The 20,655-nt window shown below is 60.0% G+C and carries 21 protein-coding genes; 14 read left to right on the top strand and 7 right to left on the bottom strand.

Features of this window, described 5'->3' with window-relative positions; translation table 11 throughout:
• Positions 1 to 148 precede the first annotated feature (148 nt).
• The 5 genes from J2X66_RS08420 (at position 149) to J2X66_RS08400 (ending at position 4,497) form a co-directional block, all read left to right on the top strand.
• The gene (locus J2X66_RS08420) at positions 149 to 1,027 is read left to right on the top strand and encodes an acyl-CoA dehydrogenase (RefSeq protein WP_310263145.1); all 879 of its coding nucleotides are present in this window, start codon (positions 149 to 151) and stop codon (positions 1,025 to 1,027) included.
• Between the two features lie 99 nt (positions 1,028 to 1,126).
• Positions 1,127 to 2,221 carry a serine hydrolase gene (locus J2X66_RS08415; RefSeq protein ID WP_310263143.1) on the top strand — a complete coding sequence of 365 codons (1,095 nt, stop codon included), beginning with the start codon at positions 1,127 to 1,129 and terminating at the stop codon, positions 2,219 to 2,221.
• Positions 2,218 to 2,538, top strand: a complete 321-nt coding sequence (locus J2X66_RS08410) for an amidase (RefSeq protein WP_310263141.1) — start codon at positions 2,218 to 2,220, stop codon at positions 2,536 to 2,538. The genes J2X66_RS08415 and J2X66_RS08410 overlap by 4 nt, the downstream gene beginning before the upstream one ends.
• 209 nt (positions 2,539 to 2,747) lie before the next feature.
• Entirely contained in the window at positions 2,748 to 3,338 is a 591-nt protein-coding gene (locus J2X66_RS08405) for a YceI family protein (protein WP_310263139.1), read from the top strand.
• A gap of 1 nt (position 3,339) precedes the next feature.
• The gene (locus tag J2X66_RS08400; protein WP_027925589.1) at positions 3,340 to 4,497 is read left to right on the top strand and encodes a phosphatidylserine/phosphatidylglycerophosphate/cardiolipin synthase family protein; all 1,158 of its coding nucleotides are present in this window, start codon (positions 3,340 to 3,342) and stop codon (positions 4,495 to 4,497) included.
• Positions 4,498 to 4,646: 149 nt separating this feature from the next.
• On the opposite strand, the gene bglX is transcribed toward J2X66_RS08400, so the two are convergent.
• A complete protein-coding gene (gene bglX / locus J2X66_RS08395) occupies positions 4,647 to 6,938 on the bottom strand; it encodes a beta-glucosidase BglX (RefSeq protein WP_310263137.1) in 2,292 nt (763 codons plus the stop codon).
• Positions 6,939 to 7,173: 235 nt separating this feature from the next.
• Between bglX and J2X66_RS08390 the strand changes: the two genes are divergently transcribed.
• From J2X66_RS08390 to J2X66_RS08375, 4 genes are all read left to right on the top strand, one after another.
• Positions 7,174 to 7,782, top strand: a complete 609-nt coding sequence (locus J2X66_RS08390) for a LemA family protein (RefSeq protein ID WP_310263135.1) — start codon at positions 7,174 to 7,176, stop codon at positions 7,780 to 7,782.
• A 34-nt stretch (positions 7,783 to 7,816) separates the two neighbouring features.
• Entirely contained in the window at positions 7,817 to 8,572 is a 756-nt protein-coding gene (locus J2X66_RS08385) for a TPM domain-containing protein (protein WP_310263132.1), read from the top strand.
• A 28-nt stretch (positions 8,573 to 8,600) separates the two neighbouring features.
• Positions 8,601 to 9,218, top strand: a complete 618-nt coding sequence (locus J2X66_RS08380; RefSeq protein ID WP_027925585.1) for a TPM domain-containing protein — start codon at positions 8,601 to 8,603, stop codon at positions 9,216 to 9,218.
• A 123-nt stretch (positions 9,219 to 9,341) separates the two neighbouring features.
• Positions 9,342 to 10,556 carry an SAM-dependent methyltransferase gene (locus tag J2X66_RS08375; protein WP_310263130.1) on the top strand — a complete coding sequence of 405 codons (1,215 nt, stop codon included), beginning with the start codon at positions 9,342 to 9,344 and terminating at the stop codon, positions 10,554 to 10,556.
• Between the two features lie 69 nt (positions 10,557 to 10,625).
• On the opposite strand, the gene J2X66_RS08370 is transcribed toward J2X66_RS08375, so the two are convergent.
• Positions 10,626 to 11,531 carry a DMT family transporter gene (locus tag J2X66_RS08370; RefSeq protein WP_310263128.1) on the bottom strand — a complete coding sequence of 302 codons (906 nt, stop codon included), beginning with the start codon at positions 11,529 to 11,531 and terminating at the stop codon, positions 10,626 to 10,628.
• A 339-nt stretch (positions 11,532 to 11,870) separates the two neighbouring features.
• On the opposite strand from J2X66_RS08370, the gene J2X66_RS08365 reads away from it, so the two are divergent.
• The 3 genes from J2X66_RS08365 to J2X66_RS08355 all read left to right on the top strand — a co-directional run bounded on the left by J2X66_RS08365 (position 11,871) and on the right by J2X66_RS08355 (position 13,211).
• Positions 11,871 to 12,452, top strand: a complete 582-nt coding sequence (locus J2X66_RS08365) for a DJ-1/PfpI family protein (RefSeq protein WP_310263127.1) — start codon at positions 11,871 to 11,873, stop codon at positions 12,450 to 12,452.
• Positions 12,453 to 12,466: 14 nt separating this feature from the next.
• Entirely contained in the window at positions 12,467 to 12,772 is a 306-nt protein-coding gene (locus tag J2X66_RS08360; protein WP_310263125.1) for a ribbon-helix-helix domain-containing protein, read from the top strand.
• A gap of 94 nt (positions 12,773 to 12,866) precedes the next feature.
• Positions 12,867 to 13,211, top strand: coding sequence for a YegP family protein (locus J2X66_RS08355; RefSeq protein WP_310263123.1), 345 nt, complete (start codon positions 12,867 to 12,869; stop codon positions 13,209 to 13,211).
• A gap of 55 nt (positions 13,212 to 13,266) precedes the next feature.
• On the opposite strand, the gene J2X66_RS08350 is transcribed toward J2X66_RS08355, so the two are convergent.
• Both J2X66_RS08350 and J2X66_RS08345 read right to left on the bottom strand, forming a co-directional pair.
• Positions 13,267 to 14,154: a dihydrodipicolinate synthase family protein gene (locus J2X66_RS08350; protein ID WP_310263121.1), complete on the bottom strand. Its 888-nt coding sequence runs from the start codon at positions 14,152 to 14,154 to the stop codon at positions 13,267 to 13,269.
• Positions 14,155 to 14,183: 29 nt separating this feature from the next.
• A complete protein-coding gene (locus tag J2X66_RS08345; protein ID WP_310263119.1) occupies positions 14,184 to 14,966 on the bottom strand; it encodes an aldolase in 783 nt (260 codons plus the stop codon).
• Between the two features lie 109 nt (positions 14,967 to 15,075).
• Between J2X66_RS08345 and J2X66_RS08340 the strand changes: the two genes are divergently transcribed.
• The gene (locus tag J2X66_RS08340) at positions 15,076 to 15,618 is read left to right on the top strand and encodes an XRE family transcriptional regulator (RefSeq protein ID WP_310263117.1); all 543 of its coding nucleotides are present in this window, start codon (positions 15,076 to 15,078) and stop codon (positions 15,616 to 15,618) included.
• A 59-nt stretch (positions 15,619 to 15,677) separates the two neighbouring features.
• Here J2X66_RS08340 and J2X66_RS08335 read toward each other — a convergent pair whose 3' ends face one another.
• Entirely contained in the window at positions 15,678 to 16,697 is a 1,020-nt protein-coding gene (locus tag J2X66_RS08335) for a DUF4917 family protein (protein WP_310263115.1), read from the bottom strand.
• A 156-nt stretch (positions 16,698 to 16,853) separates the two neighbouring features.
• Here J2X66_RS08335 and yiaY point away from each other — a divergent pair, with 156 nt between their 5' ends.
• A complete protein-coding gene (yiaY, locus tag J2X66_RS08330) occupies positions 16,854 to 18,002 on the top strand; it encodes an L-threonine dehydrogenase (RefSeq protein WP_310263113.1) in 1,149 nt (382 codons plus the stop codon).
• Here the strand turns inward: yiaY and J2X66_RS08325 are convergent.
• The gene (locus J2X66_RS08325) at positions 17,999 to 19,165 is read right to left on the bottom strand and encodes an MFS transporter (RefSeq protein WP_310263112.1); all 1,167 of its coding nucleotides are present in this window, start codon (positions 19,163 to 19,165) and stop codon (positions 17,999 to 18,001) included. The two genes, yiaY and J2X66_RS08325, sit on opposite strands and share 4 nt — an antisense overlap.
• An 18-nt stretch (positions 19,166 to 19,183) precedes the next feature.
• Positions 19,184 to 20,416 carry an aminotransferase class I/II-fold pyridoxal phosphate-dependent enzyme gene (locus tag J2X66_RS08320; RefSeq protein WP_310263110.1) on the bottom strand — a complete coding sequence of 411 codons (1,233 nt, stop codon included), beginning with the start codon at positions 20,414 to 20,416 and terminating at the stop codon, positions 19,184 to 19,186.
• Positions 20,417 to 20,655 lie beyond the last annotated feature (239 nt).

The following is a 20,655-nucleotide window of genomic DNA, read 5'->3' as shown; positions in this document are numbered from 1 at the left end:
TCTCCGTGCGGGCTGCTCACCCGTCTTGGGTTACAGCGGATCGACTTTCTTTATGCAGCCGTTTTGTGCAAGGTCAGGCTATGTAGCCCCGGTGTCATCGCCATTAAGCTTTGGTGATGCTTATATGACAGCCCACGAGGAGCCTCTTATGCCCTGGCAAAACCTGTTGAACCGCCAAGAACGCCTGCCCGCCATCCCGGATCTGGCGGAAGGTTTCGTGAACTTGTTGCACCAGTTGGGCACGGTGACGCCGTTTGAACTGGCAGTGGCTGGCGGGCGTTTGATGGCCACGCCGGGGCTGGCGTTTCTGGTGGGGTATCAGGCGGCGTTGCGCATGCTCTGGCCGAGCGCGCCGCTGAGCCTCGGCGCGCTGTGTGCGACCGAGCAGCGCAGCCTGCGACCGGCGGACATGCAAACCCGCCTTACCGATTTGCGCCTGAGTGGACGCAAGGATTTCGTCACCGCTGGTGATGCCGCCGAATGGCTGTTGATCGCTGCCCGCAGTGAAGCGCCCGGCGACCCTGTAAGCCTGAGCCTGGCGGTGGTCTATCCCGATGAACCCGGTGTGCGCCTGGAAAAACTTCCGGCGATCCCGCTGATGCCGGACATCAGTCATGGCCGCTTGTTTCTCGACAATGCCCAGTGCGAGTTGTTGGCGGGGGATGGCTGGGATGCCTACGTCAAACCGTTCCGCACCCTTGAAGATGTGTACGTATTGAGCGCCATGACGGCCTGGTTATATGGCATTGGCCAGGACAGTGACTGGCCGCAAGCGTTGCAATTGCGGTTACTGGCGCTGCTGGCCGGGTGCGCTGAAGTCAGCCGTCAGGCACCGAACAATGCGGCCGGGCATGTGTTGCTGGGTGGGTTGTTTGCGCAGTTCGAGGGGCTCAAGGTTGAAATTGATCTGGCGTTGGCCGATGGGCCGGGGCATTGGGCGGCGATGTGGCAGCGGGATCAGGCGGTGATGGATTTGGCGGCGGGGGCCAGAGGTAAGCGGTTGGCCAAGGCATTAGCCGTGAATTGAAGGGCCCCATCGCGAGCAGGCCAGTATGGGCAACACAAATCCAAAAACTGTCATCAACCTCAACTAGGCTCAGCAAGTTAATCCTCCCGAGCCCACGCCATGTTCAAAGGCTTGTCCCTCATTGTCATGCTGCTGCTCAGCCTCCCGACCCACGCTGACAACTGGCCGGCCGAGCAATGGTCAACCGCCCCGGTCATCACCGGGCCAGCACTTCAAGCCCTGGAAACCTACGCCTTCCCACCCCGCGACGACAGCACCCGAAAAGGCGTGCGCACCGACGCCTTGCTGGTGATCCGCGACGGTCAATTGATCTACGAACGCTACGCTGGCCCGACCACCGCCGACACGCCACACCTGACATGGTCGATCAGCAAAAGCCTCATGGCCACGGTGCTGGGTGTGGCCTATGGCGAAGGCTTGTTCAAACTCCAGGACCCGGCGCAGACGTTTTATCCACCGATGAAAAAACACCCCGGCGTGACCATGGCCGACCTGCTGCATTGGGCTTCGGGGCTGGACTGGCAGGAAGACTATGAATACGCCCCGTTGAAGTCCTCGGTGGTGGCGATGCTCTACACCCGTGGTCATCAGGACATGGCCGCGTTCACCGCCGAGCATCCCGAATACGCCGAGCCCGGTCAGGCCTTTCGTTACTCCAGTGGTGACAGCAGTTTGCTCGCCGCCGCGCTGAAGAATATCGTCGGCCCGACACGTTATCCAGACTATCCATGGACGGCACTGTTCGAGCCCTTGGGCATCCGTCATGCCGTTTGGGAAACCGATGCCACGGGCGCTTTTGTCGCGTCCTCTTACGCCTACCTCACGGCTCGCGACCTGGCACGAATCGGTTGGTTGATGGCGCGGGACGGGCGCTGGCAGGGGCGTCAGTTGCTGCCCAAAGACTGGGTCGCCTTCAATCGCGAACCGTTCGCCCGCTATCACGCTCATCAGGATGACGCCGTGCCTGGCGGTCAATGGTGGCTCAATCGCGCAGTGGACGGGGCGGCACAACCCTGGCCCGATGCGCCGGCCGATACCTTCGCCGCACTGGGTCATTGGGGGCAGGCGATGTACGTTATTCCCAGCGAAAACCTGGTGATCGTGCGCTATGGCGATGATCGCGACGAGAGCTACCAGCACAACGAATTGCTCAAACTCGCGCTCAAGGCGTTTGCTCAAAAGGTGCAGCCATGAGTTTTCTTCGACACAGACCGTTCAGAGCGTTGTTCCTGGTATTGCTGGTCGCGTTGCTCGGCTGGATCTGGCAGGAGCGAGTGGCGCTGTGGGCGTTCCCTGACATCATCAGCGCCTACACCGCCAAGGAATATTGCTCGTGCCGGTATGTGATGAACAACGAGACCGGGTATTGCCACCGCTATGTAAAGCAGTGGCTGCCGACCAGCAGTTTTGTCGATGATGCCGCCAGCAAACGGGTCACGGTCAGTGGCATGGGCCGTAGCAACAGCGCTGTGTGGATCGGCGAACGCCAAGGTTGCCGTCTGCAACCCTGACTCCCACGAACCTTTGTAGCCGCTGCCGAAGGCTGTGTTCGGCGGCGAAGCCGTCGTAAACCCAAGCGCCGCGGTACTTCAGGTTGCCCCGCTTCGCAGGATTTCAGGACGGCTTCGCCGCCGAACACAGCCTTCGCCAACGACTACAGGTTTGCATCTTGCTGCCGGGCGGTTAAGGTTCGTGCAGGTTTATCTGCACATGAGTCTCTATGTTCAACCGCTCCCTCTCTAAAACCCTCGCGTTCCTGCTGTTGGCCGCTGCCACGCTGCCGGCCCACGCCGATTGGTATCTGGACGGCGAGTCCTCGCGGCTGTCGTTCATCAGCACCAAAAACGCCAACCTCTCCGAGGTGCAGCGCTTTCTGGTGCTGCACGGCAAGGTCGACGCCACTGGCCTGGCTGAGGTGGAAGTCGAGTTGGACTCGGTGAACAGTGGCATCCCGTTGCGCGATGAACGCATGCGCAAGGAGCTGTTCGAGATCCAGACCTTTCCCGAAGCGTTGATCACCGCGCAGATTGATCTGCGCCCGATCAACGACCTCGCGCCCGGCGCGCAGTTGGAGTTGCGCTTGCCGCTGACCGTCAACCTGCATGGCAAGCAACATCAATACAACGCCGAATTGCTGGCGACGCGCCTCGATGACCGACGCTTTCAAGTGGTAACCCTGGAGCCGCTGGTAATCAATGCCGAAGATTTTGATCTGGCTCCCGGGCTGGAAACGTTGCGCAAGGTTGCCGATCTGTCGGCCATCAGTCTGTCGGTACCGGTGGGTGCGGTACTGATTTTCACGGCGCGCTGACATGGCCGGCGCAATCTTTCCCTGGCGTGAAGGCAACCACTTTGAGCTGCTGATCGACGGTCCGCAGTTCTTTCCGCGCATGTTGGTCGCGATTGCCCGCGCCGAAGAACAGGTCGAGCTGGAGCTGTATCTGGTGGAGGCGGGCGCCTGCGCCGAGGCCATGGTGCAAGCCCTGGTGTCGGCGGCCGAGCGCGGTGTGCGCGTGCGCTGCCTGTTCGATGACTATGGCAGCCTGGCGTTTACCCTGACCTTGCGTCAGCGCCTGACGGCGGCCGGGGTCGAACTGCGTTTCTACAATCGGCTGAGCTGGCGGCGTTGGGTCGGCAACTTCTACCGCGATCACCGCAAGCTGTTGCTGGTCGATCAAAGTCTGGCGGTGGTCGGTGGCACGGGCGTCACCGATGAGTTCTGGACGCCGGGTGAAGACACCAGCGAATGGCACGAAGTCATGGTGGAAATCACCGGGCCTTTGGTCATTGACTGGCAATTGTTGTTCGACCGCCAATGGATCGCCAACCGCCATCGACGGGCCTGGAAACCGGCCTCGCATTTCGGCTTGCCGCGCCTGCCACGAGTGCCGTCGATGGGTGAAGGCATGGGCCGGGTGGCCTATGCCGACGCCCGCCAGCACCGCGACATTCTGCAATCGCTGGTTCGCGCGCTGAACAGCGGCCAGCAACGCATCTGGCTGGCGACGCCGTACTTCCTGCCGACCTGGAAAGTCCGCCGCTCACTGCGCCGGGCCGCCGGTCGGGGTGTTGACGTACGCCTGTTGTTGACCGGGCCGCGCACCGATCACCCGTCGGTGCGTTATGCCGGGCATCGCTACTATCCGCGACTGCTCAAGGCCGGGGTGAAAATCTTCGAGTACCAGCCGTGTTTCCTGCACCTGAAAATGGTCCTGATCGATGATTGGGTGAGCATCGGCTCATGCAATTTCGATCACTGGAACTTGCGCTTCAACCTGGAAGCCAACCTTGAAGCACTGGACCCAGGGCTGACGCTGGCAGTGGCGGGGAGTTTCGAACGGGACTTTGCGCAGAGCCAGGAAGTGAGCCTCGAAGAATGGCAACGCCGGCCATTGTGGAAGCGGGTCAAGCAACGGATCTGGGGCTGGGTGGATCGGCTGGTGGTGAACCTGCTGGATCGCCGCGGATAGCCGCCGTACCCAAAAAACCATTGGAGGAAAACCACTGTGGGAGCCGAGCTTGCTCGCGATGGCGGCGTAACAGTCAACATAGGTGTTGGATGTTATGGCCTCATCGCGAGCAAGCTCGGCTCCCACAGGTTTTTGCGGTGTTTGAATAATTACAGCAACTCAAAGCTCTGCTGTGTCACGTCCTGGGAGTCCAGGCCGATCTGCACGTTGAACTTGCCCGGCTCGGCAGCGAACTTGAGCTGGGTGTTGTAGAACTTCAAGTCGTCCTCGGTGATGGTGAAGTGCACGACTTTCTGTTCGCCGGCCTTGAGCATGACTTTCTGGAAGTTCTTCAGCTCCTTGATCGGTCGGATCATCGAGCCGGTCACGTCCTGGATGTACAACTGCACCACGGTTTCGCCGTCGCGTTTGCCGGTGTTTTTCAACGTGACGCTGGCGTCGAGCTTGCCGGTCTTGTTCAGTGTGGTCGACGACAGGGCCATGTCGCTCAGGCTGAAATCGGTGTAGCTCAGGCCGAAACCAAACGGGAACAGTGGGCCGGTGGTGTCATCGAAATACTGCGAGGTGTAGTTGCCCGGTTTGCCCGGCGTGAACGGCCGGCCAATGCTCAGGTGGTTGTAGTAGGTCGGAATCTGACCCACCGAGCGCGGGAAGGTGATCGGCAGTTTGCCCGACGGGTTGTAGTCGCCGAACAGCACGTCAGCGATGGCGTTGCCGCCTTCGGTGCCGCTGAACCAGGTCTCCAGAATCGCGTCAGCCTGTTCCTTTTCTTCGAGAATCGACAGCGGGCGGCCGTTCATCAACACCAGCACCAGCGGCTTGCCGGTGGCTTTCAGGGCCTTGATCAGATCGCGCTGGTTGGCCGGGATGTTGATGTCGGTGCGGCTCGACGATTCGTGGGACATGCCACGGGACTCGCCCACCGCTGCCACCACCACGTCGGCATCCTTGGCGGCTTTCACCGCTTCGTCGATCAGCACTTGTGCCGAGCGCGGGTCATCGACCACTTCCGGTGCGTCGAAGTTGAGGAAGTTGAGGTAATCCAGGACCTTCTTGTCACTGGTGATGTTGGCGCCACGGGCGTAGATCAGCGTAGCCTTGTCGGCGACGGCGGCGTTCATGCCGTCGAACAGGGTCACCGATTGCGCCGGTTTACCCGCCGCTGCCCAGCTGCCCATCATGTCGATTGGCGCCTTGGCCAGCGGGCCGACCAAAGCGACTTTCGCGGTTTTCTTCAGCGGCAGGGTTTCGTTCTGGTTCTTCAGCAACACCAGGCTGCGGCGCGCAACGTCACGGGCCTCGGTACGGTGCAGGCGGCTTTCGGCGTAGGTGTCGGCCGGATCATCTTCAGCCTTGCCGATACGCAGGTACGGGTCCTTGAACAGGCCCATGTCGTACTTGGCGGCGAGCACCTCACGCACAGCGTTGTCGATGTCGCTTTGCTGGATCTCACCCGCCTTCAACAGCCCCGGCAGCTCTTTGCCGTAGAGGGTGTCGTTCATGCTCATGTCGATGCCAGCCTTGATCGCCAGCTTCGCGGCTTCGCGACCGTCACGGGCAACGCCGTGTTTGATCAGCTCGAAAATCGCCCCGTGGTCGCTGACCGCCAGGCCTTTGAAGCCCCATTCCTTGCGCAACAGGTCGTTCATCAGCCAGGTGTTGGCGGTGGCCGGCACGCCGTTGATCGAGTTCAGGGCAACCATCACCCCGCCGGCTCCGGCGTCAATCGCCGCGCGGTAAGGTGGCAAGTAGTCCTGGTACATCTTGACCGGGCTCATGTCGACCACGTTGTAGTCGCGACCACCCTCGACCGCGCCGTACAAGGCAAAGTGTTTGACGCTGGCCATGATGCTGTCGGCCGCGTTGGCGCCGGAGCCCTGGAAGGCTCGGACCATCACGCCGGCAATGCGCGACACGAGGTAGGTGTCTTCACCGAAACCTTCGGAAGTCCGGCCCCAGCGCGGGTCGCGGGAGATGTCGACCATCGGCGCGAAGGTGATGTCGAGGCTGTCCGCCGCGGCTTCCTTGGCGGCGATGCGCCCGGACCGGCCGATCGCGTCCATGTCCCAGCTCGAAGCCAGGGCAATCGGGATCGGGAAAATGGTGCGGTGGCCGTGGATCACGTCATAGGCGAAGAACATCGGGATCTTCAACCGGCTGCGCATGGCCGCGTCCTGCATCGGGCGGTTTTCAGGGCGGGTGATCGAGTTGAACGTGCCGCCGATGTTGCCGGCCGCGATTTCCTTGCGGATCAGTTCGCGTGGCATTTCCGGGCCGATGCTGATCAGGCGCAATTGGCCGATCTTTTCATCGAGGGTCATCTGCTTCATCAGGTTGCTGATGAAGGCGTCCTTGTTCTCCAAAGGTGCGGGCGTCGTAGCGGCCAATACGTTATGACTGGCCAGGCTGACGAACAGGCCCAGCAAACACAGCTTCTTCATGAATAGTTTTCTCAAAAGCCTAAACGGCAGTGAATACGCGCCGATCAGCCAAAAGTTAGGGAGCGACTATTGTTGTTCAAGTAAATGCAGCACACTTCTGCGTGTTTTTTGTGCAGGGGCATCTTTTAGCCCATTGGCTCGCTGCAATCCAGTGGCGGCGGCAGATTATGCCCCAAGTGCCCGGTCAGAAGGGTGTGATTGGTTTTTCAACGGAATGTGCCAGGGAGTGACCCAGATGAATGCAAGACACCACTATCGCTCGAGCCTGCAGGTTGCAGCCTTGATGTTGCTGACCACGCTGCTCGCGGGCTGCGGCATCAATACGATTCCGACCCTCGACGAGCAGGCCAAGGCCGCGTGGGGCCAGGTGCAGAACCAGTATCAGCGTCGCGCCGACTTGATCCCCAACCTGGTGGAAACCGTCAAGGGCTATGCCAAGCACGAAGAAGAAACCCTGACCGCGGTGATTGAGGCACGGGCCAAGGCAACGTCGATTCAGGTGGACGCCAAGACTCTGGATAACCCGGAAAAACTCAAACAGTTCCAGCAGGCCCAGGATCAACTGACGGGAGCCTTGAGCCGTTTGATGGTGGTGTCCGAGCGTTATCCGGACCTGAAGGCCAACCAGAACTTCCTCGCCTTGCAGTCGCAACTTGAAGGCACCGAAAACCGTATCGCCGTGGCCCGTCGTGATTTCATCCTCGCGGTGCAAAAGTACAACACTGAGATTCGTACTTTTCCCGGTCGCTTGTGGCACACCGTTTTGTACAGCGATTTGCCGATTCGCGAAACCTTCGAGGCGACCACGCCGGATGCCGATAAGGCACCCCAGGTAAAGTTCTGACCGGCTAAAAGCATTACCACGGATGAGGTTGCCAATGCGCGTGTTGAAAGTGGGGCTGATGCTGTTGTTCTGGGTGTGTGCCCTGACGGCGCAGGCCGAGTTGAAGTTTCCTGCGCTGACCGGGCGGGTGGTTGATAACGCCCGGATGATCGAGCCGTCGGTGCGCGAGCAACTGACACAACAACTTCAGGCCCATGAAAGCGCCACCGGCGAGCAGTTGGTGGTGGTCACGTTGCCGGACTTGCAAGGCACCGACATCGCGGACTTCGGCTACCAATTGGGACGTGCCTGGGGCATTGGCCAGAAAGATAAAAATAACGGCGCGCTGCTGATCGTTGCGCGTGATGAGCGTAAATTGCGCATCGAAGTCGGGTATGGCCTCGAAGATCGACTGACCGATGCGCAAAGTTCGGTGATTATCAATCAGGTGATCACCCCCGCGTTCAAGGCCGGTAACTTCAGCAAAGGCATCAGCGACGGGGTCGCGGCGATCCTGGTGGTGTTGGGCGGCAGCCCGCTGGATGAACCCTCAACGGTCTATGAGCCGCGCGGTGATGAGGACAGCGACTTCGTGGCGCGTCATCCCGGCGTCTTCGTATTTCTGGTGATGCTGTTCATCCTGACCATTTTTGTCTTGCAGATGCTCGGGATTCTGCCCGCCGGCCGAGGGGGCTCGGGTGGTTCGGGCGGTGGTTTCGGCGGTGGTGGTTTTGGTGGCGGCGGTGGAGGCGGGGGCTTCAGCGGCGGCGGGGGCAGTTTCGGGGGCGGCGGTTCGTCGGGCGGCTGGTGATAACAATAATGAGCAGGCACTTTTCAACATGGCATTACTGACTGAACACGAACAACGCAAAGTCGCCGAGGCGATTGCCCGGGTCGAGCGCGACACTGACGCCGAACTGGTGACCGTGCTCGCTGCCCGCGCCGACGACTACGCATACATTCCGCTGCTGTGGGCCAGCCTGCTGGCGTTGATGGTGCCGGGGATCGTGCATTACCTCAGCGGCTGGCTGACCCTGCACAGCTTGCTGCTGGTGCAATGGATCACTTTTGTTGTGCTGTGCCTGGTGTTTCGCCTGCCGAAAGTCACCACGCACCTGGTCCCGCGTTCAGTGCGGCACTGGCGCGCCTCGAACCTGGCGCGCCGGCAATTCCTGGAGCAGAACCTGCACCACACGGTCGGTAGCACCGGGATGCTGATTTTTGTCTGCGAGGCTGAGCGCTATGTGGAAATCCTGGTGGATGAAGGGATTTCCAGGCGGCTGGACAACAAGAACTGGGATTCGATTGTGGCGGCGTTCACCCAGCAGGTGAAACAGGGGCAGACGTTGCAAGGGTTCGTGACGTGCATCGAGGCGTGTGGTGAATTACTTAAAGTGCATGTGCCGGTAACGCAGGTGCGCAATGAATTGCCGAACCGGTTGGTGGTGTTAGGCTGATGCTTGACCACGCGCCAGCAGCTACAGATCGTGCCGTTCGGGAAATTACCCGTGCCCTGCATCGACATCCCCCCTAAAATACCCGCCATTCCCCGATTCGCTCCGCCCGAGGCCGTTTTGTCCATGTCCGTCACCGCCACTCCCGCCAGCCTCGCGCCGGATCACCACGCCCAGTTCATCGACCTGCTGCAAACCAGCCTCGACGCCAATGCCTTCATCAAACTGGTGCTGGCCAAGTACGTCGGCACCGAAGCGGATTTGCAGCGCCTGATCATCAAGCAACTGACGGTCAAGGATCAGCCTTGCCTGTCCTTCGTCTACCGCTACAAAACCCGCGACATCACCAAGAACCTGCCGCTGGCCGAAGGCGTTGCGACCATCGCTGCGTTGCTGCCGGCCTCGTTCAAAAATGCGCATTTGTTGTCATTGACCGATGAAGCCCAGCTCGAATACAGCAAAAAGGGCAAGTCTTCGCTGTTCAAGAGCAAACCTCAGCAATTGCGTGAAGTGCCGTCCGCCGAGCACAACCGCGAGAAAAACCGCTTCCTCGACCTGAGCCGGCCGTTCCTCGCCGACCTTGGCGTGACCAACAGCAAGCATGAACTGATTCCGGCGATGTCGCGCAAGTGGAAGCAGATCAACAAGTTCATCGAAGTCTTCAGCCATGCGCTGACCACCTCACCGCTGGCGCTGGACAAGCCGGTGCAGGTGGCGGATTTCGGTTCGGGCAAGGGTTACCTGACGTTCGCCATCCACGACTATCTGCGCAACACCTTGAACGCCGAAGGCGTGGTGACGGGTGTCGAATTGCGCGAAGAAATGGTCAACCTGTGCAACGCCGCTGCGGCGAAACTCGAGCACCCGGGGCTGGTGTTCAAGTGCGGTGACGTGCGCAGCGTGGCACCGAGCGAGCTGGACGTGATGATCGCCCTGCATGCCTGCGATATCGCTACCGACTACGCGATACACACCGGCATCCGCTCCGGCGCCTCGATCATCATGTGTTCGCCGTGCTGCCACAAACAGATCCGCCTGCAAATCCAGAGCCCGGCGTTGCTCAAGCCGATGCTGCAATACGGTCTGCATTTGGGCCAGCAAGCTGAAATGGTCACCGACAGCTTGCGCGCGTTGTTCCTTGAAGCCTGCGGTTATGAAACCAAGGTGTTCGAGTTCATCTCGCTGGACCACACCAACAAGAACAAGATGATCCTGGCGGTCAAACGCGCCGAACCGGTGGACCCGGCCCAGCTGCTGGTGAAGATTCAGGAGCTGAAGGATTTCTACCACATCAGCGAACACTGTCTCGAAACCCTGCTGCGGGCTGACGGCTACCTCTGATCCCCTGTAATCCTGTGGGAGCGAGCCTGCTCGCGAAGGCGGCTTTACATTCAGCATAAATATTGAATGTTATGGCCCCTTCGCGAGCAGGCTCGCTCCCACATGGGGTTTGATGGCGGTCTTGCGGCCCAGCATCACCGTCACGATCACCCCGGCAGCAAACAGCCAGGTGATCGGCTCGATGTGTTCACCAAAGAACAACGCCGAAAACGCAATCGTGAAGAAGATCTGCAACAACTGAATCTGACTGACCCGGGCAATCCCGCCCATCGCCAACCCCGCGTACCAGGCAAAGAAGCCGATGAACTGCGAAAACAGCGAGACATAACCAAACGCCCACCAGGTCTTCGCTGAAATCTCGCCTTGATGTTGCAGTGCCAGATACACCACCGGTCCGATCAACAGCGGCGTCGACAGCACCAGCGCCCAGCAGATCACCTGCCAGCCGCCCATTTCCTTGGCTAATCGGCCGCCCTCGGCGTAGCCCAGCCCACCCACCGCAATCGCCCCGAGCATCAGCAAGTCACCGGCCTGAATGCTGCCGGCACCGCTGATCAGCGCATAACCCAGCACCAAAGCACTGCCCAACGCGGCGCAGGCCCAGAAGGCTTTTGATGGCCGTTCGTGGGACAACCAGGCGGCGTACAACGCCACGCATAGCGGTTGCAGGCCGTTGACCAAGGCCCCGTGCGACGCCGGCAAGGTTTGCATGGCCCACGCCGACAACACCGGAAAACCGAGAATGACCCCGGCGATTACCAGCGTCAGGCCTTTGACTTGTTTCCAGGTTGGCCATTTCTCCCGTCGCCACAGCAACAACGCCGCCGCCGGCACCGCCGCGAACAGCGCCCGGCCGAGGCCGTTTAGAAGGGGATGCAGTTCCTGCACGACGATTCGTGTGAAGGGCAGGGTGAGGCTGAAGATCACAACGCCGAGCAGGCCGAGGGCCATGCCGGTGTTTTCGCGCGAGGACATGATGGGGACCAGAATTCAGGGTGGCAGGAAGTGTCTTCATCTAGCCACAAACCGCGTTGGCTGCGCTGTTACAGCTAGGCGCAGAGTTATCCGTACAGTTTGAGGACCCTGTGGCGAGGGAGCTTGCTCCCGTCCGGCTGCGCAGCAGTCGCAAAACCTGTTAACACCGGGTAACTGTAAGAAGGCAGGGGCCGCTTCGCAGCCCAGCGGGAGCAAGCTCCCTCGCCACAAAAGCCAAATCCAATTCACATTGTCGGTAGTAGCTGGTTATTACCCGACCTCCAGGATAAGGACTACCTTGAATACTCCTGCCACCGTTCCCCCAGAGGAGTCCTCCCCATGGCTGCCAAGAAAATCCTGATGCTGGTCGGCGATTACGTCGAAGACTACGAAGTGATGGTGCCGTTCCAGGCGCTGCTGATGGTCGGTCATACCGTCCACGCCGTGTGCCCGGACAAAACCGCCGGCCAGACCGTACGCACGGCGATCCACGACTTCGAAGGCGACCAGACCTACAGCGAAAAACCCGGCCACCTGTTCGCCCTGAACTTCGATTTCGCCAAAGTCGCTGAGTCCGACTATGACGCCCTGCTGATCCCCGGCGGCCGTGCGCCGGAATACCTGCGCCTGAACGACAACGTCCTGGACCTGGTGCGCGCCTTCGACAAGGCCGGCAAGCCGATTGCTGCCGTGTGTCATGGCGCGCAATTGCTGGCAGCGGCCGGAATTCTCGAAGGCCGCGAGTGCAGTGCTTACCCGGCCTGCGCCCCGGAAGTCCGCCTGGCCGGCGGCACGTTCATCGACATCCCGGTGATGGAGGGTCATGTTCAAGGCAATCTGGCCACTGCCCCTGCGTGGCCGGCGCACCCGAGCTGGCTTGCCGGTTTCCTCGGATTGCTGGGCACCAAAATCACGCTGTAACGAGGGACCTGTCCATGTGCGAGCTCTACGTCAAAGCCGATCCGATCCTCTACGAATCGCGCTCCCGCTCGCTGCGCATCTGCGGGGTGGTCACCACCCTGCGGCTGGAGAATCAGTTCTGGGACATCCTCAGCGAAATCGCCGAAGTCGACGGCATGACCACCAACCAGTTGATCGCCAAGCTGTATGAAGAGGTGATGGATTACCGGGGGGAAGTGGTGAATTTTGCCTCGTTTTTGCGGGTGAGTTGTATGCGGTATTTGAGTCAGCGGCGGGTCGCTGTACCGGAGTTGTCGTTGGTTCGGGCGGTGGTGAAGTAGCGAATACCGCGATGGCGCCTGTGCAGGCGACAGAAACCGTGGTGTGGTCTTTACTCTGAAGCGCGAAACCTCTCAATCGCCAAGGAGAAAGAGCATGTCCGGATGGTACGAAGTGAGCAAAAGCAGCAGTGGTCAGTTCAGGTTTGTCCTCAAGGCCGCCAATGCCGAAACCATTCTGACCAGCGAGCTGTACACCACCCGCGCCGCTGCCGACAAAGGCATTGCATCGGTTCAGTCCAACAGCCCGCTGGATGAGCGCTACGAAAAAAAGACCACCAAGGATGGCCATCCTTATTTCAACCTCAAGGCCGGCAACCACGAGATCATCGGCAGCAGCGAGTCGTACGCCTCCACTGCCGCGATGGATAAGGGCATTGCCAGTGTGAAAGCCAACGGGCCGACCACGGTGATCAAGGACAAGACCTTGCCGGTGCTCTAACCACACTTCCAAACTCAAACACACACACACTTCCTCCTGTAGGAGTGTGTGTGGATCAGCGGAGGGCAGTCAGCAAGGTTTGCAGTTGGCTGCGACCGGCGTCAGCGAGTGGAAACACTGGCAGTCGCGGATCACCTGCTTCCAGCCCCGTCATGCCCAGCCCTGCCTTGATCGTCGCCGGCAACCCTCCTTTGAGAATGAAGTCCAGCAGCGGCAGCTGGCGATAGAACAACGCCCGTGCCTTGCCCAGATCATTGGCCAACACCGCTTCATACAAATCCAGATTGAGCTGCGGGATCAGGTTCGGCGCTGCCGTGCACCAGCCTTTCGCGCCCGCCGCAAACGCTTCCAGCGCCAGTGGATTGCAGCCGTTGTAAAACGGCACCTGGCCTTCGCCAAGCAGTTGCAGTTTGTGCATGCGCTGAATGTCGCCGGTGCTTTCTTTGACCATGGTGACGTTTTCAACGGCGTTGAAAATGCGCAGGATCAGGTCCACCGACATGTCGGTGCCGCTGGTGGCCGGGTTGTTGTAGAGCATGATCGGCACGCCGATGCTGTCGCCGATGACGCGGTAGTGGGCGAGGATTTCCGCTTCGCTGAGTTTCCAGTAGGACGCCGGCAGCACCATCACCACGTCAGCCCCGTGAGCTTCGGCGAAGCGTGCGCGGCGCACCGCTTTGGCGGTGGTCAGGTCGGACACGCTGACAATCGTCGGTACGCGTTTGGCCACGTGCTGGAGACTGAATTCGCTTACCTGATCCCACTCCGCATCGCTCAGGTAAGCGCCTTCGCCGGTGCTGCCCAGTGGCGCGATAGCGTGGACACCGCCCTCGATCAAGCGGTCAATGGAACGCCCGAGCGCGTCCAGGTCAACGCTTTCGCCGTCGGCGGTGAACGGGGTGATGGTGTAGCCGATGATGCCGTGAATGTTTGGGGTCGACATGGCGATGCTCCTTATGAAATTGGCTGGGTTTAGTTCAGGCAATCGGCGTGTTGGCGCAGGTTCTGCCGGGCGTAGTAGTTGAAAGCAGCGGCGTGACGTTTCGGCCGGGCAATCCAGTCGTGGGCTTCGCGACCCAGTTCCGGGAGGATCGGCTTGATGGCCCCGGCGCTCATCGCCAGCAGTTGCAGCTTGGCGGCGCGCTCGATCAATTGCGCGATGACGCAGGCTTCTTCAATGCTCGTGCCGGTGGACAACTGGCCGTGGTGCGAAAGCAGGATCGCCCGTTTTTCGCCCAATGCGCCGGCGATCAATTCACCTTCTTCATTCCCGACCGGAACGCCGGGCCAGCCTTCAAGGAAGGCGCAGTCGTCATAGAGCGGGCAAAGGTCCATGTGGGAAATTTGCAACGGCACTTCGAGCATCGACAACGCCGCGACGTGTGTCGGATGCGTGTGAATGATGCAGTTCACGTCTGGTCGGGCGCGGTAGACCCAGCTGTGAAAGCGGTTGGCCGGGTTGGGCATGCCGTGGCCTTCGAGCACTTCCAGGTCTTCGTTGACCAGCAGCAGATTGCTCGCGGTGATCTCATCAAAACCCAGGCCCAGTTGCTGAGTGTAGTAAGTGCCCGGCGCCGGGCCGCGAGCGGTGATTTGCCCGGCCAGCCCCGAGTCGTGTCCGTTCTTGAACAGAATCCGGCAGGTCAGGGCCAGCTTTTGCCGGTCAGTCCACGTATTATCCGCCAGGGTATTTTGCATCTGTGTCAGCGCTTGCTTGACCAGTTGGTCTTTGGGCAGTGCTAATGTCTTGGCCATATCAGTGTCCTTTGGTGAGTTCATGCAAATGACACTAAAGAGGCTATATGACACAAAGTGTCATTGGCAAGCACAAACCGTCGCCTCCTTGATGGGTTAATCGTTTTTCATGTCTATCCGTTTGAAATTACTAAGAAAAAAACTTGGCGTGACGCTGGAGGCCCTTGCCGAAAAATCCGGCATGACCAAGAGCTATCTGTCGAAAGTCGAGCGCGGATTGAACACGCCGTCGATTGCTGCGGCGCTGAAACTGGCCAAGGCGCTGAACGTGAAGGTCGAGGAATTGTTCTCCGAAGACAACGTCAGCCTCGACAGCTACAGTCTGGTGCGCAGCTACGAGCGGCAGTCACTGGCGGCCAACGATCAGAGCCCCGGCTACGCGGTGCTGGCCCATCAGGTCAGTGAGCGCAGCCTGCTGCCGTTCATCATTTATCCACCGTTCGAATTCGCCGACAAAACCTTCAAGGAACACACTGGGGAAGAGTTCTTGTTCGTCCACGAAGGGCAGGTGGAAGTGGACTTCATGAGCGAGCGGGTGCTGCTCGATCGTGGAGATGCGCTGCATTTCAATGCGCAGAAACCGCACAGGATTCGGTCAGTGGGGGAGGTTCAGGCGCAGTTGTTAGTGGTGGTGCATAGCAGCGAGGAATGAGTTGACTGGACCTTTGTGGCGAGGGGGGCAAGCCCCCTCGCCACGCGTTTATGTTCGCTTCAAACCTCAACCGGAACCGTAAGCTTCGGATTCCCCAACGCATGCGTCTTCGAATCAAAAAACCGCAACGCTGATCCCGTCCCCTCAAACACCTTCGCGTAATGCCGCTTCTGATGCTGGATAAACGCCTTGCTGCGCGGATAAATCGAGATTGCCACCACCGACGGTTTCGCCTGACGCAACGCATGAACGATATGGCTGTCCTGCTCACCCAGCGCATGCCCAAAGACACACAACCCGTCGCCATGCCCCAGTAACTGGTCATAACAGAACGACAGATAATCCGAGCTGCGAATGGTCTTGAGCTTGTCCTGCGCCGGCCCTTCGTTCACGAACAGCGGCACGTCATCCAGGGTCTTGATCGTATTGTTGATCGCGAAACTGCCGAGCAACGTGCCCTCGGTCGACATCAGCTTGCGCGCCGTGCCGTCCTGATTGCGCACCAGGTGCAAACCACCGTGCAGGTACAGCAAACGGGTTTTATCGGTCGCCGTGGCACTCAGGTCAAAGCCCGGCTCGGCGCCCAGGAACAGGTCGGTGATCGCGTCCGGCTGCTGCTGGATCGACCAGTAATTGAGCAAGTCATAGTTGGTGGTAAACACCGTCCGATAGTTGCCCAGTTCCGCACGGATCGTCGCCAGCGTCGAAGGCACCACCAGTCGCCATGGAATATGTACTGCATGCACGGTGTTGATCAGCGCTTCCTTGATCGCGTAATAACGATTGCGCGGTGCGGCGGAGCTGACGGCCAGCGCCTTGTTCACGCGGCTGGTGGTTTTCAGCGCACTCAGCACTTGTTCGAAACTGCGTGTCTGCATCGCCTCGAACACGCTCAGCTCGGACTGGCTCAGCGGTTTTTCTTCGACGGTGCGCGCATTTTCGAACAGCGAGTCGTAGCCAAAATCGTCCCACACCGCACGGCTGGCGCCGTTGCCCACCAGCAGGCCGCTGAACGAGGCGGTGGCGCGCAAGGCGTTCCAGTCTTCAAGTTGGGCATCAACATCCTGGAAATCGGTCATTGCGGTCAAAGTCTCAAAGCAAAAGGTCTGATGGGCGGCGACTTTATCACGACCATGACTTGAGCCAGATCAAGTTACTGCGTGAGCGAAGGGTCGAAGCTGTGGGCGTCCCGCTGGATCGGCGTCGCCGATTCGGCTCAGCCAGGAGAATCGCTCATGAGCAGCACGTTTTTCATTCCCGCCGTGAACATCATGGGCACGGGTTGCCTCGACGAAGCCATGGACACCATTGGCAAGTACGGCTTTCGCAAAGCGCTGATTGTCACCGACGTCGGGCTGGCCAAGGCCGGCGTTGCGAAAATGATTGCGCAAAAACTGGCGATGCAGGACATCGACTCGGTGATCTTCGACGGCGCCAAACCCAACCCGAACATGGCCAACGTTGAGCTCGGCCTGGGTTTGTTAAAGGAAAGTTGCTGCGATTTTGTAGTGTCTCTCGGGGGTGGTTCGCCCCACGACTGCGCCAAGGGCATCGCTTTATGTGCGACCAACGGCGGGCAAATCCGTGACTATGAAGGTGTCGATCAATCAAGCAAACCGCAGCTGCCGCTGATCGCGATCAACACCACCGCCGGCACCGCCAGCGAGATGACGCGTTTTTGCATCATCACCGATGAATCGCGCCACGTGAAAATGGCCATTGTCGACCGCAACGTCACGCCGCTGCTGTCGGTCAACGACCCGGCGCTGATGGTCGCCATGCCACAGGGGCTGACGGCAGCCACCGGCATGGACGCACTGACCCACGCCATCGAAGCGTACGTCTCCACCGCCGCCAACCCGATCACCGATGCCTGTGCACTGAAGGCGATCACATTGATCAGCAACAACCTACGGCTGGCGGTACGCAACGGCGATGACATGGCAGCGCGGGAAAACATGGCCTACGCGCAATTCCTGGCGGGCATGGCGTTCAATAACGCGTCCCTGGGTTATGTCCACGCCATGGCTCACCAATTGGGTGGGTTCTACGACTTGCCTCATGGCGTCTGCAACGCAGTGCTACTGCCCCACGTTCAAAGCTTCAACGCTCAGGTGTGCGCCCCGCGCTTGACCGACGTGGCTCATGCGATGGGCGCCGACATCCGTGGTTTCAGCCCTGAAGAGGGGGCTCAAGCGGCTATTGCCGCGATCCGTCGCCTGTCCAGTGATGTGGACATCCCGGCCGGATTGCGTGAGCTCGGCGCCAGACTCAATGACGTCCCCATGCTCGCCACCAATGCGCTGAAAGACGCCTGCGGTTTTACCAATCCACGGGCGGCGGATCAGCGCCAGATCGAGGAGATTTTCCGCAACGCCTTTTAGGCCGTTTTGCGACCGGGCGCGAGCATGACGCACAGCATCGCGCCCCCCGCCAGCAAGGTGCAGAGCAACGACAACGGCCATGCCTGCTGACTGGCGATCAGGCTGGCAACACCGCCAATGATCGCCGCCATCAGTTGATGAATAAAGCCGCTCAATGCCATCGCATAGGCCCCCCCGACCGGTGAACCGTCGTTCGCCAGCGACAGGCTGATCGGGTACGTCAACGACTGTCCGAACACCGCCACGCAATAGGGCAACCAGAACAGCAGCGCAATGGAGGTGCAGACGAGGCTGCCCAGCAACATCACCGCGCTCCCGGTCAGCACCAGAGCGACGCCCACCGTCATCAACCGACGCTGACCGGTGCGCAGTACCAAGGCATTGACCCCCAGCGCCCCCAGAAAATACGCTGCGCTGATCGGCCAGCCCAGCAGGCCATATTCCACGGCCGACCAGTTGAACGGCCCTTGCAGAATCAGCGGCGCGGCTGTGTTGAAGGCAATGATCACCCCGTAGCCCAGGCCACCGGTAAGCGCCGGCAGCAAGAAGGCCCGATCACGCAGAATGCGCCCGTAACCTGGCCACGCAGACGTCTGAATGTTGTCCTCGACCAGCACGGCAAAAGAAACCCGCGCCACGACGATCGCCATCAACAGGCTCGTGCCACCCAGCAGATAGAAAATCGCCGACCAGCCCAGTGCGACCTGAATGACCGACCCCAGGTACTGGCCGATGCCCAGCGCTATCACGAACGAAATCGAAATCCACGACAACGCCTTGGCCAACAGCTCACCGCGGAAACTGTCGCGGATCAACACCCGTGCCATGACTGAAATCCCGCTGGCACCAATGCCTTGTAGCAGCCGAAAAAACAGAAACGCTTCAAGCGTCTGGCCCAGCGGCAGCGCAAGGTTGGCCAAGCCATAAATGCCAAGTGCCGCGAGCAGCACCGGTTTGCGGCCGATGCGCTGGCCGAGGCTGCCCCAGAACAACATTGGCAGCGCCATGCCGATCAGATACACCGCCAGTCCCCAGGAGACCTGCGAAGCGTCGGCGGACAGGTGCCGAGCCATCTCCGGCAGCGCCGGCAGGTAAATGCTCATGCCCAGTTGCGCGAGGAAAACCGTGCTGCAGGTGACGAGGAGGGTGGTGCTGCTCTTCATGGAATCATCCCTGGATGTCTAGCAGACGTCCCCGGCGCAGGTGCGCAAAAGCTCGGTGACGAGTTCACAAAAATGTCGAATCAGCGTCGGCTCCATGTCGGCGCGTAGCGTGATTCTGATGGCGGCCTTGCCGTGTGCAACCACGGGGAAAAACACGGCCGAGGTAAAGAAACCCAGATTGGATAACTCGATGGCAATACGGTTGGCCAGCCTCGCTTCACCGCAGTGGATCAAGCGAATCGGCAGGTTGCTGCCGTGTTGTACGGTTCGAATCAGGCTGTCAAAGAGGCGGATATTAACCTGAAGCTTTTCCTGTAACGCAGTCAATGCCGGCGTGTGATGCAACTGGATCGACGCTCTGCCCGCACCGATGGACGCGCTGTTCAGGCTTTGCGACCAGTTGCTGGGGCCGCCGTAGCGTTGAATCAGTTTTTTCTGCCGTTCGTTGCCCAGCATCACCAGTCCGCCGCTGGCACCAAATGACTTGGCCAATGAGGCGACAATCAAGGCGTCATCTTCCAGGGCCTGCAACCTGGGGCGCACGAGGCCCGCACCGAACGTGCCGACAGCGGACAACGCGTGGGAGTCGTCGAGGTAAAGAAACAGGCCGTAACGGTCCTTCAGGTACAACAGGCTGTCCAGGTCGGCGACCCCGCCCATGCTGTACGCGCCGTCGGCCACATACGCGACCCTGGGATGTTGCTGGCACTGCGTTTCCAGAAAATCCATGTCGTTGTGCGGGCTGGTCACGACCCTGGTTTCGTCGGCGCAGGCGGCTTTGAGGTGACTCATCGAATAGTGTGCCAAGCGGTCAAACACCATCACCGGCGGCCGGTTCTCGGTGAACACGCCGCTGGCCAGCAGCGGCAGGACGCCGGCACTCGCTGCGCTGCACGACAAGGTGCTCAGGCACGTGGCGCCGAACAACGCCGACAGCTCGGTTTCGTACTGATCGAGGATCGCCAGTTTGCAGCGATTTTTCGAGTTGGCGATGCGCAAGGTGCCGGTTTCCCACAAGGTGGTCATGGCGCCATCGAGCAAGTCGGGATGGTGATCCAGGCCCAGGTAGGAGGTGGTGCAGAAGTGATGAAAAGCGCGTCCGTGCTGGTCAAGCATGCGGTTGCTGCTTCTGATGTCGACGTTCAGCCCCGCGACTTTTCCCGCTTCTGCGGTTTCCCAGTCGTGATCGGCCAGCGAGATCAGTTTTCGATAGTTGGTGAAAGTGTTTGCCGCGTGCGTTGTCTGGTCCATGTGACGTGTCTGTCCTTGAGTGATGAAACCGTCCGTGTGTTTCCAGACTTTACAGCGTGGGGTGTGGGCGCTGAATCGGCCGTTTCCTGTTCGGTTGAGTGTTACAAGAGATTTAGGTGTAGGGCGATGGCGTGTGAGGTTGTGGGCCAAAACCGGGCTTTCCTGCCGACTCAGCCGAACTGAAGTCATCGAGCCCTCCATGCTGCCAAAAAGCCTGATCCGCCGTTTCGACCTGATCA

The organism is Pseudomonas sp. 3296 (genome assembly GCF_031456615.1).
GTDB lineage: Bacteria > Pseudomonadota > Gammaproteobacteria > Pseudomonadales > Pseudomonadaceae > Aquipseudomonas > Aquipseudomonas mucoides.
The sequence above is the reverse complement of the archived record's forward strand: the minus strand, read 5'-3'. Positions and strand labels throughout refer to the sequence as shown.

Coding starts and splice junctions, on each gene's coding strand:
- J2X66_RS08335 (WP_310263115.1), bottom strand. CDS start 16,697: ATGACCGATTTCCAGGATGTTGATGCCCAACTTGAAGACTGGAACGCC.
- J2X66_RS08350 (WP_310263121.1), bottom strand. CDS start 14,154: ATGTCGACCCCAAACATTCACGGCATCATCGGCTACACCATCACCCCG.
- J2X66_RS08410 (WP_310263141.1), top strand. CDS start 2,218: ATGAGTTTTCTTCGACACAGACCGTTCAGAGCGTTGTTCCTGGTATTG.
- J2X66_RS08360 (WP_310263125.1), top strand. CDS start 12,467: ATGTGCGAGCTCTACGTCAAAGCCGATCCGATCCTCTACGAATCGCGC.
- J2X66_RS08400 (WP_027925589.1), top strand. CDS start 3,340: ATGGCCGGCGCAATCTTTCCCTGGCGTGAAGGCAACCACTTTGAGCTG.
- J2X66_RS08415 (WP_310263143.1), top strand. CDS start 1,127: ATGTTCAAAGGCTTGTCCCTCATTGTCATGCTGCTGCTCAGCCTCCCG.
- J2X66_RS08370 (WP_310263128.1), bottom strand. CDS start 11,531: ATGTCCTCGCGCGAAAACACCGGCATGGCCCTCGGCCTGCTCGGCGTT.
- J2X66_RS08340 (WP_310263117.1), top strand. CDS start 15,076: ATGTCTATCCGTTTGAAATTACTAAGAAAAAAACTTGGCGTGACGCTG.
- J2X66_RS08375 (WP_310263130.1), top strand. CDS start 9,342: ATGTCCGTCACCGCCACTCCCGCCAGCCTCGCGCCGGATCACCACGCC.
- J2X66_RS08325 (WP_310263112.1), bottom strand. CDS start 19,165: ATGAAGAGCAGCACCACCCTCCTCGTCACCTGCAGCACGGTTTTCCTC.
- J2X66_RS08385 (WP_310263132.1), top strand. CDS start 7,817: ATGCGCGTGTTGAAAGTGGGGCTGATGCTGTTGTTCTGGGTGTGTGCC.
- J2X66_RS08380 (WP_027925585.1), top strand. CDS start 8,601: ATGGCATTACTGACTGAACACGAACAACGCAAAGTCGCCGAGGCGATT.
- J2X66_RS08420 (WP_310263145.1), top strand. CDS start 149: ATGCCCTGGCAAAACCTGTTGAACCGCCAAGAACGCCTGCCCGCCATC.
- J2X66_RS08405 (WP_310263139.1), top strand. CDS start 2,748: ATGTTCAACCGCTCCCTCTCTAAAACCCTCGCGTTCCTGCTGTTGGCC.
- J2X66_RS08390 (WP_310263135.1), top strand. CDS start 7,174: ATGAATGCAAGACACCACTATCGCTCGAGCCTGCAGGTTGCAGCCTTG.
- J2X66_RS08345 (WP_310263119.1), bottom strand. CDS start 14,966: ATGGCCAAGACATTAGCACTGCCCAAAGACCAACTGGTCAAGCAAGCG.
- yiaY (WP_310263113.1), top strand. CDS start 16,854: ATGAGCAGCACGTTTTTCATTCCCGCCGTGAACATCATGGGCACGGGT.
- J2X66_RS08365 (WP_310263127.1), top strand. CDS start 11,871: ATGGCTGCCAAGAAAATCCTGATGCTGGTCGGCGATTACGTCGAAGAC.
- J2X66_RS08320 (WP_310263110.1), bottom strand. CDS start 20,416: ATGGACCAGACAACGCACGCGGCAAACACTTTCACCAACTATCGAAAA.
- J2X66_RS08355 (WP_310263123.1), top strand. CDS start 12,867: ATGTCCGGATGGTACGAAGTGAGCAAAAGCAGCAGTGGTCAGTTCAGG.
- bglX (WP_310263137.1), bottom strand. CDS start 6,938: ATGAAGAAGCTGTGTTTGCTGGGCCTGTTCGTCAGCCTGGCCAGTCAT.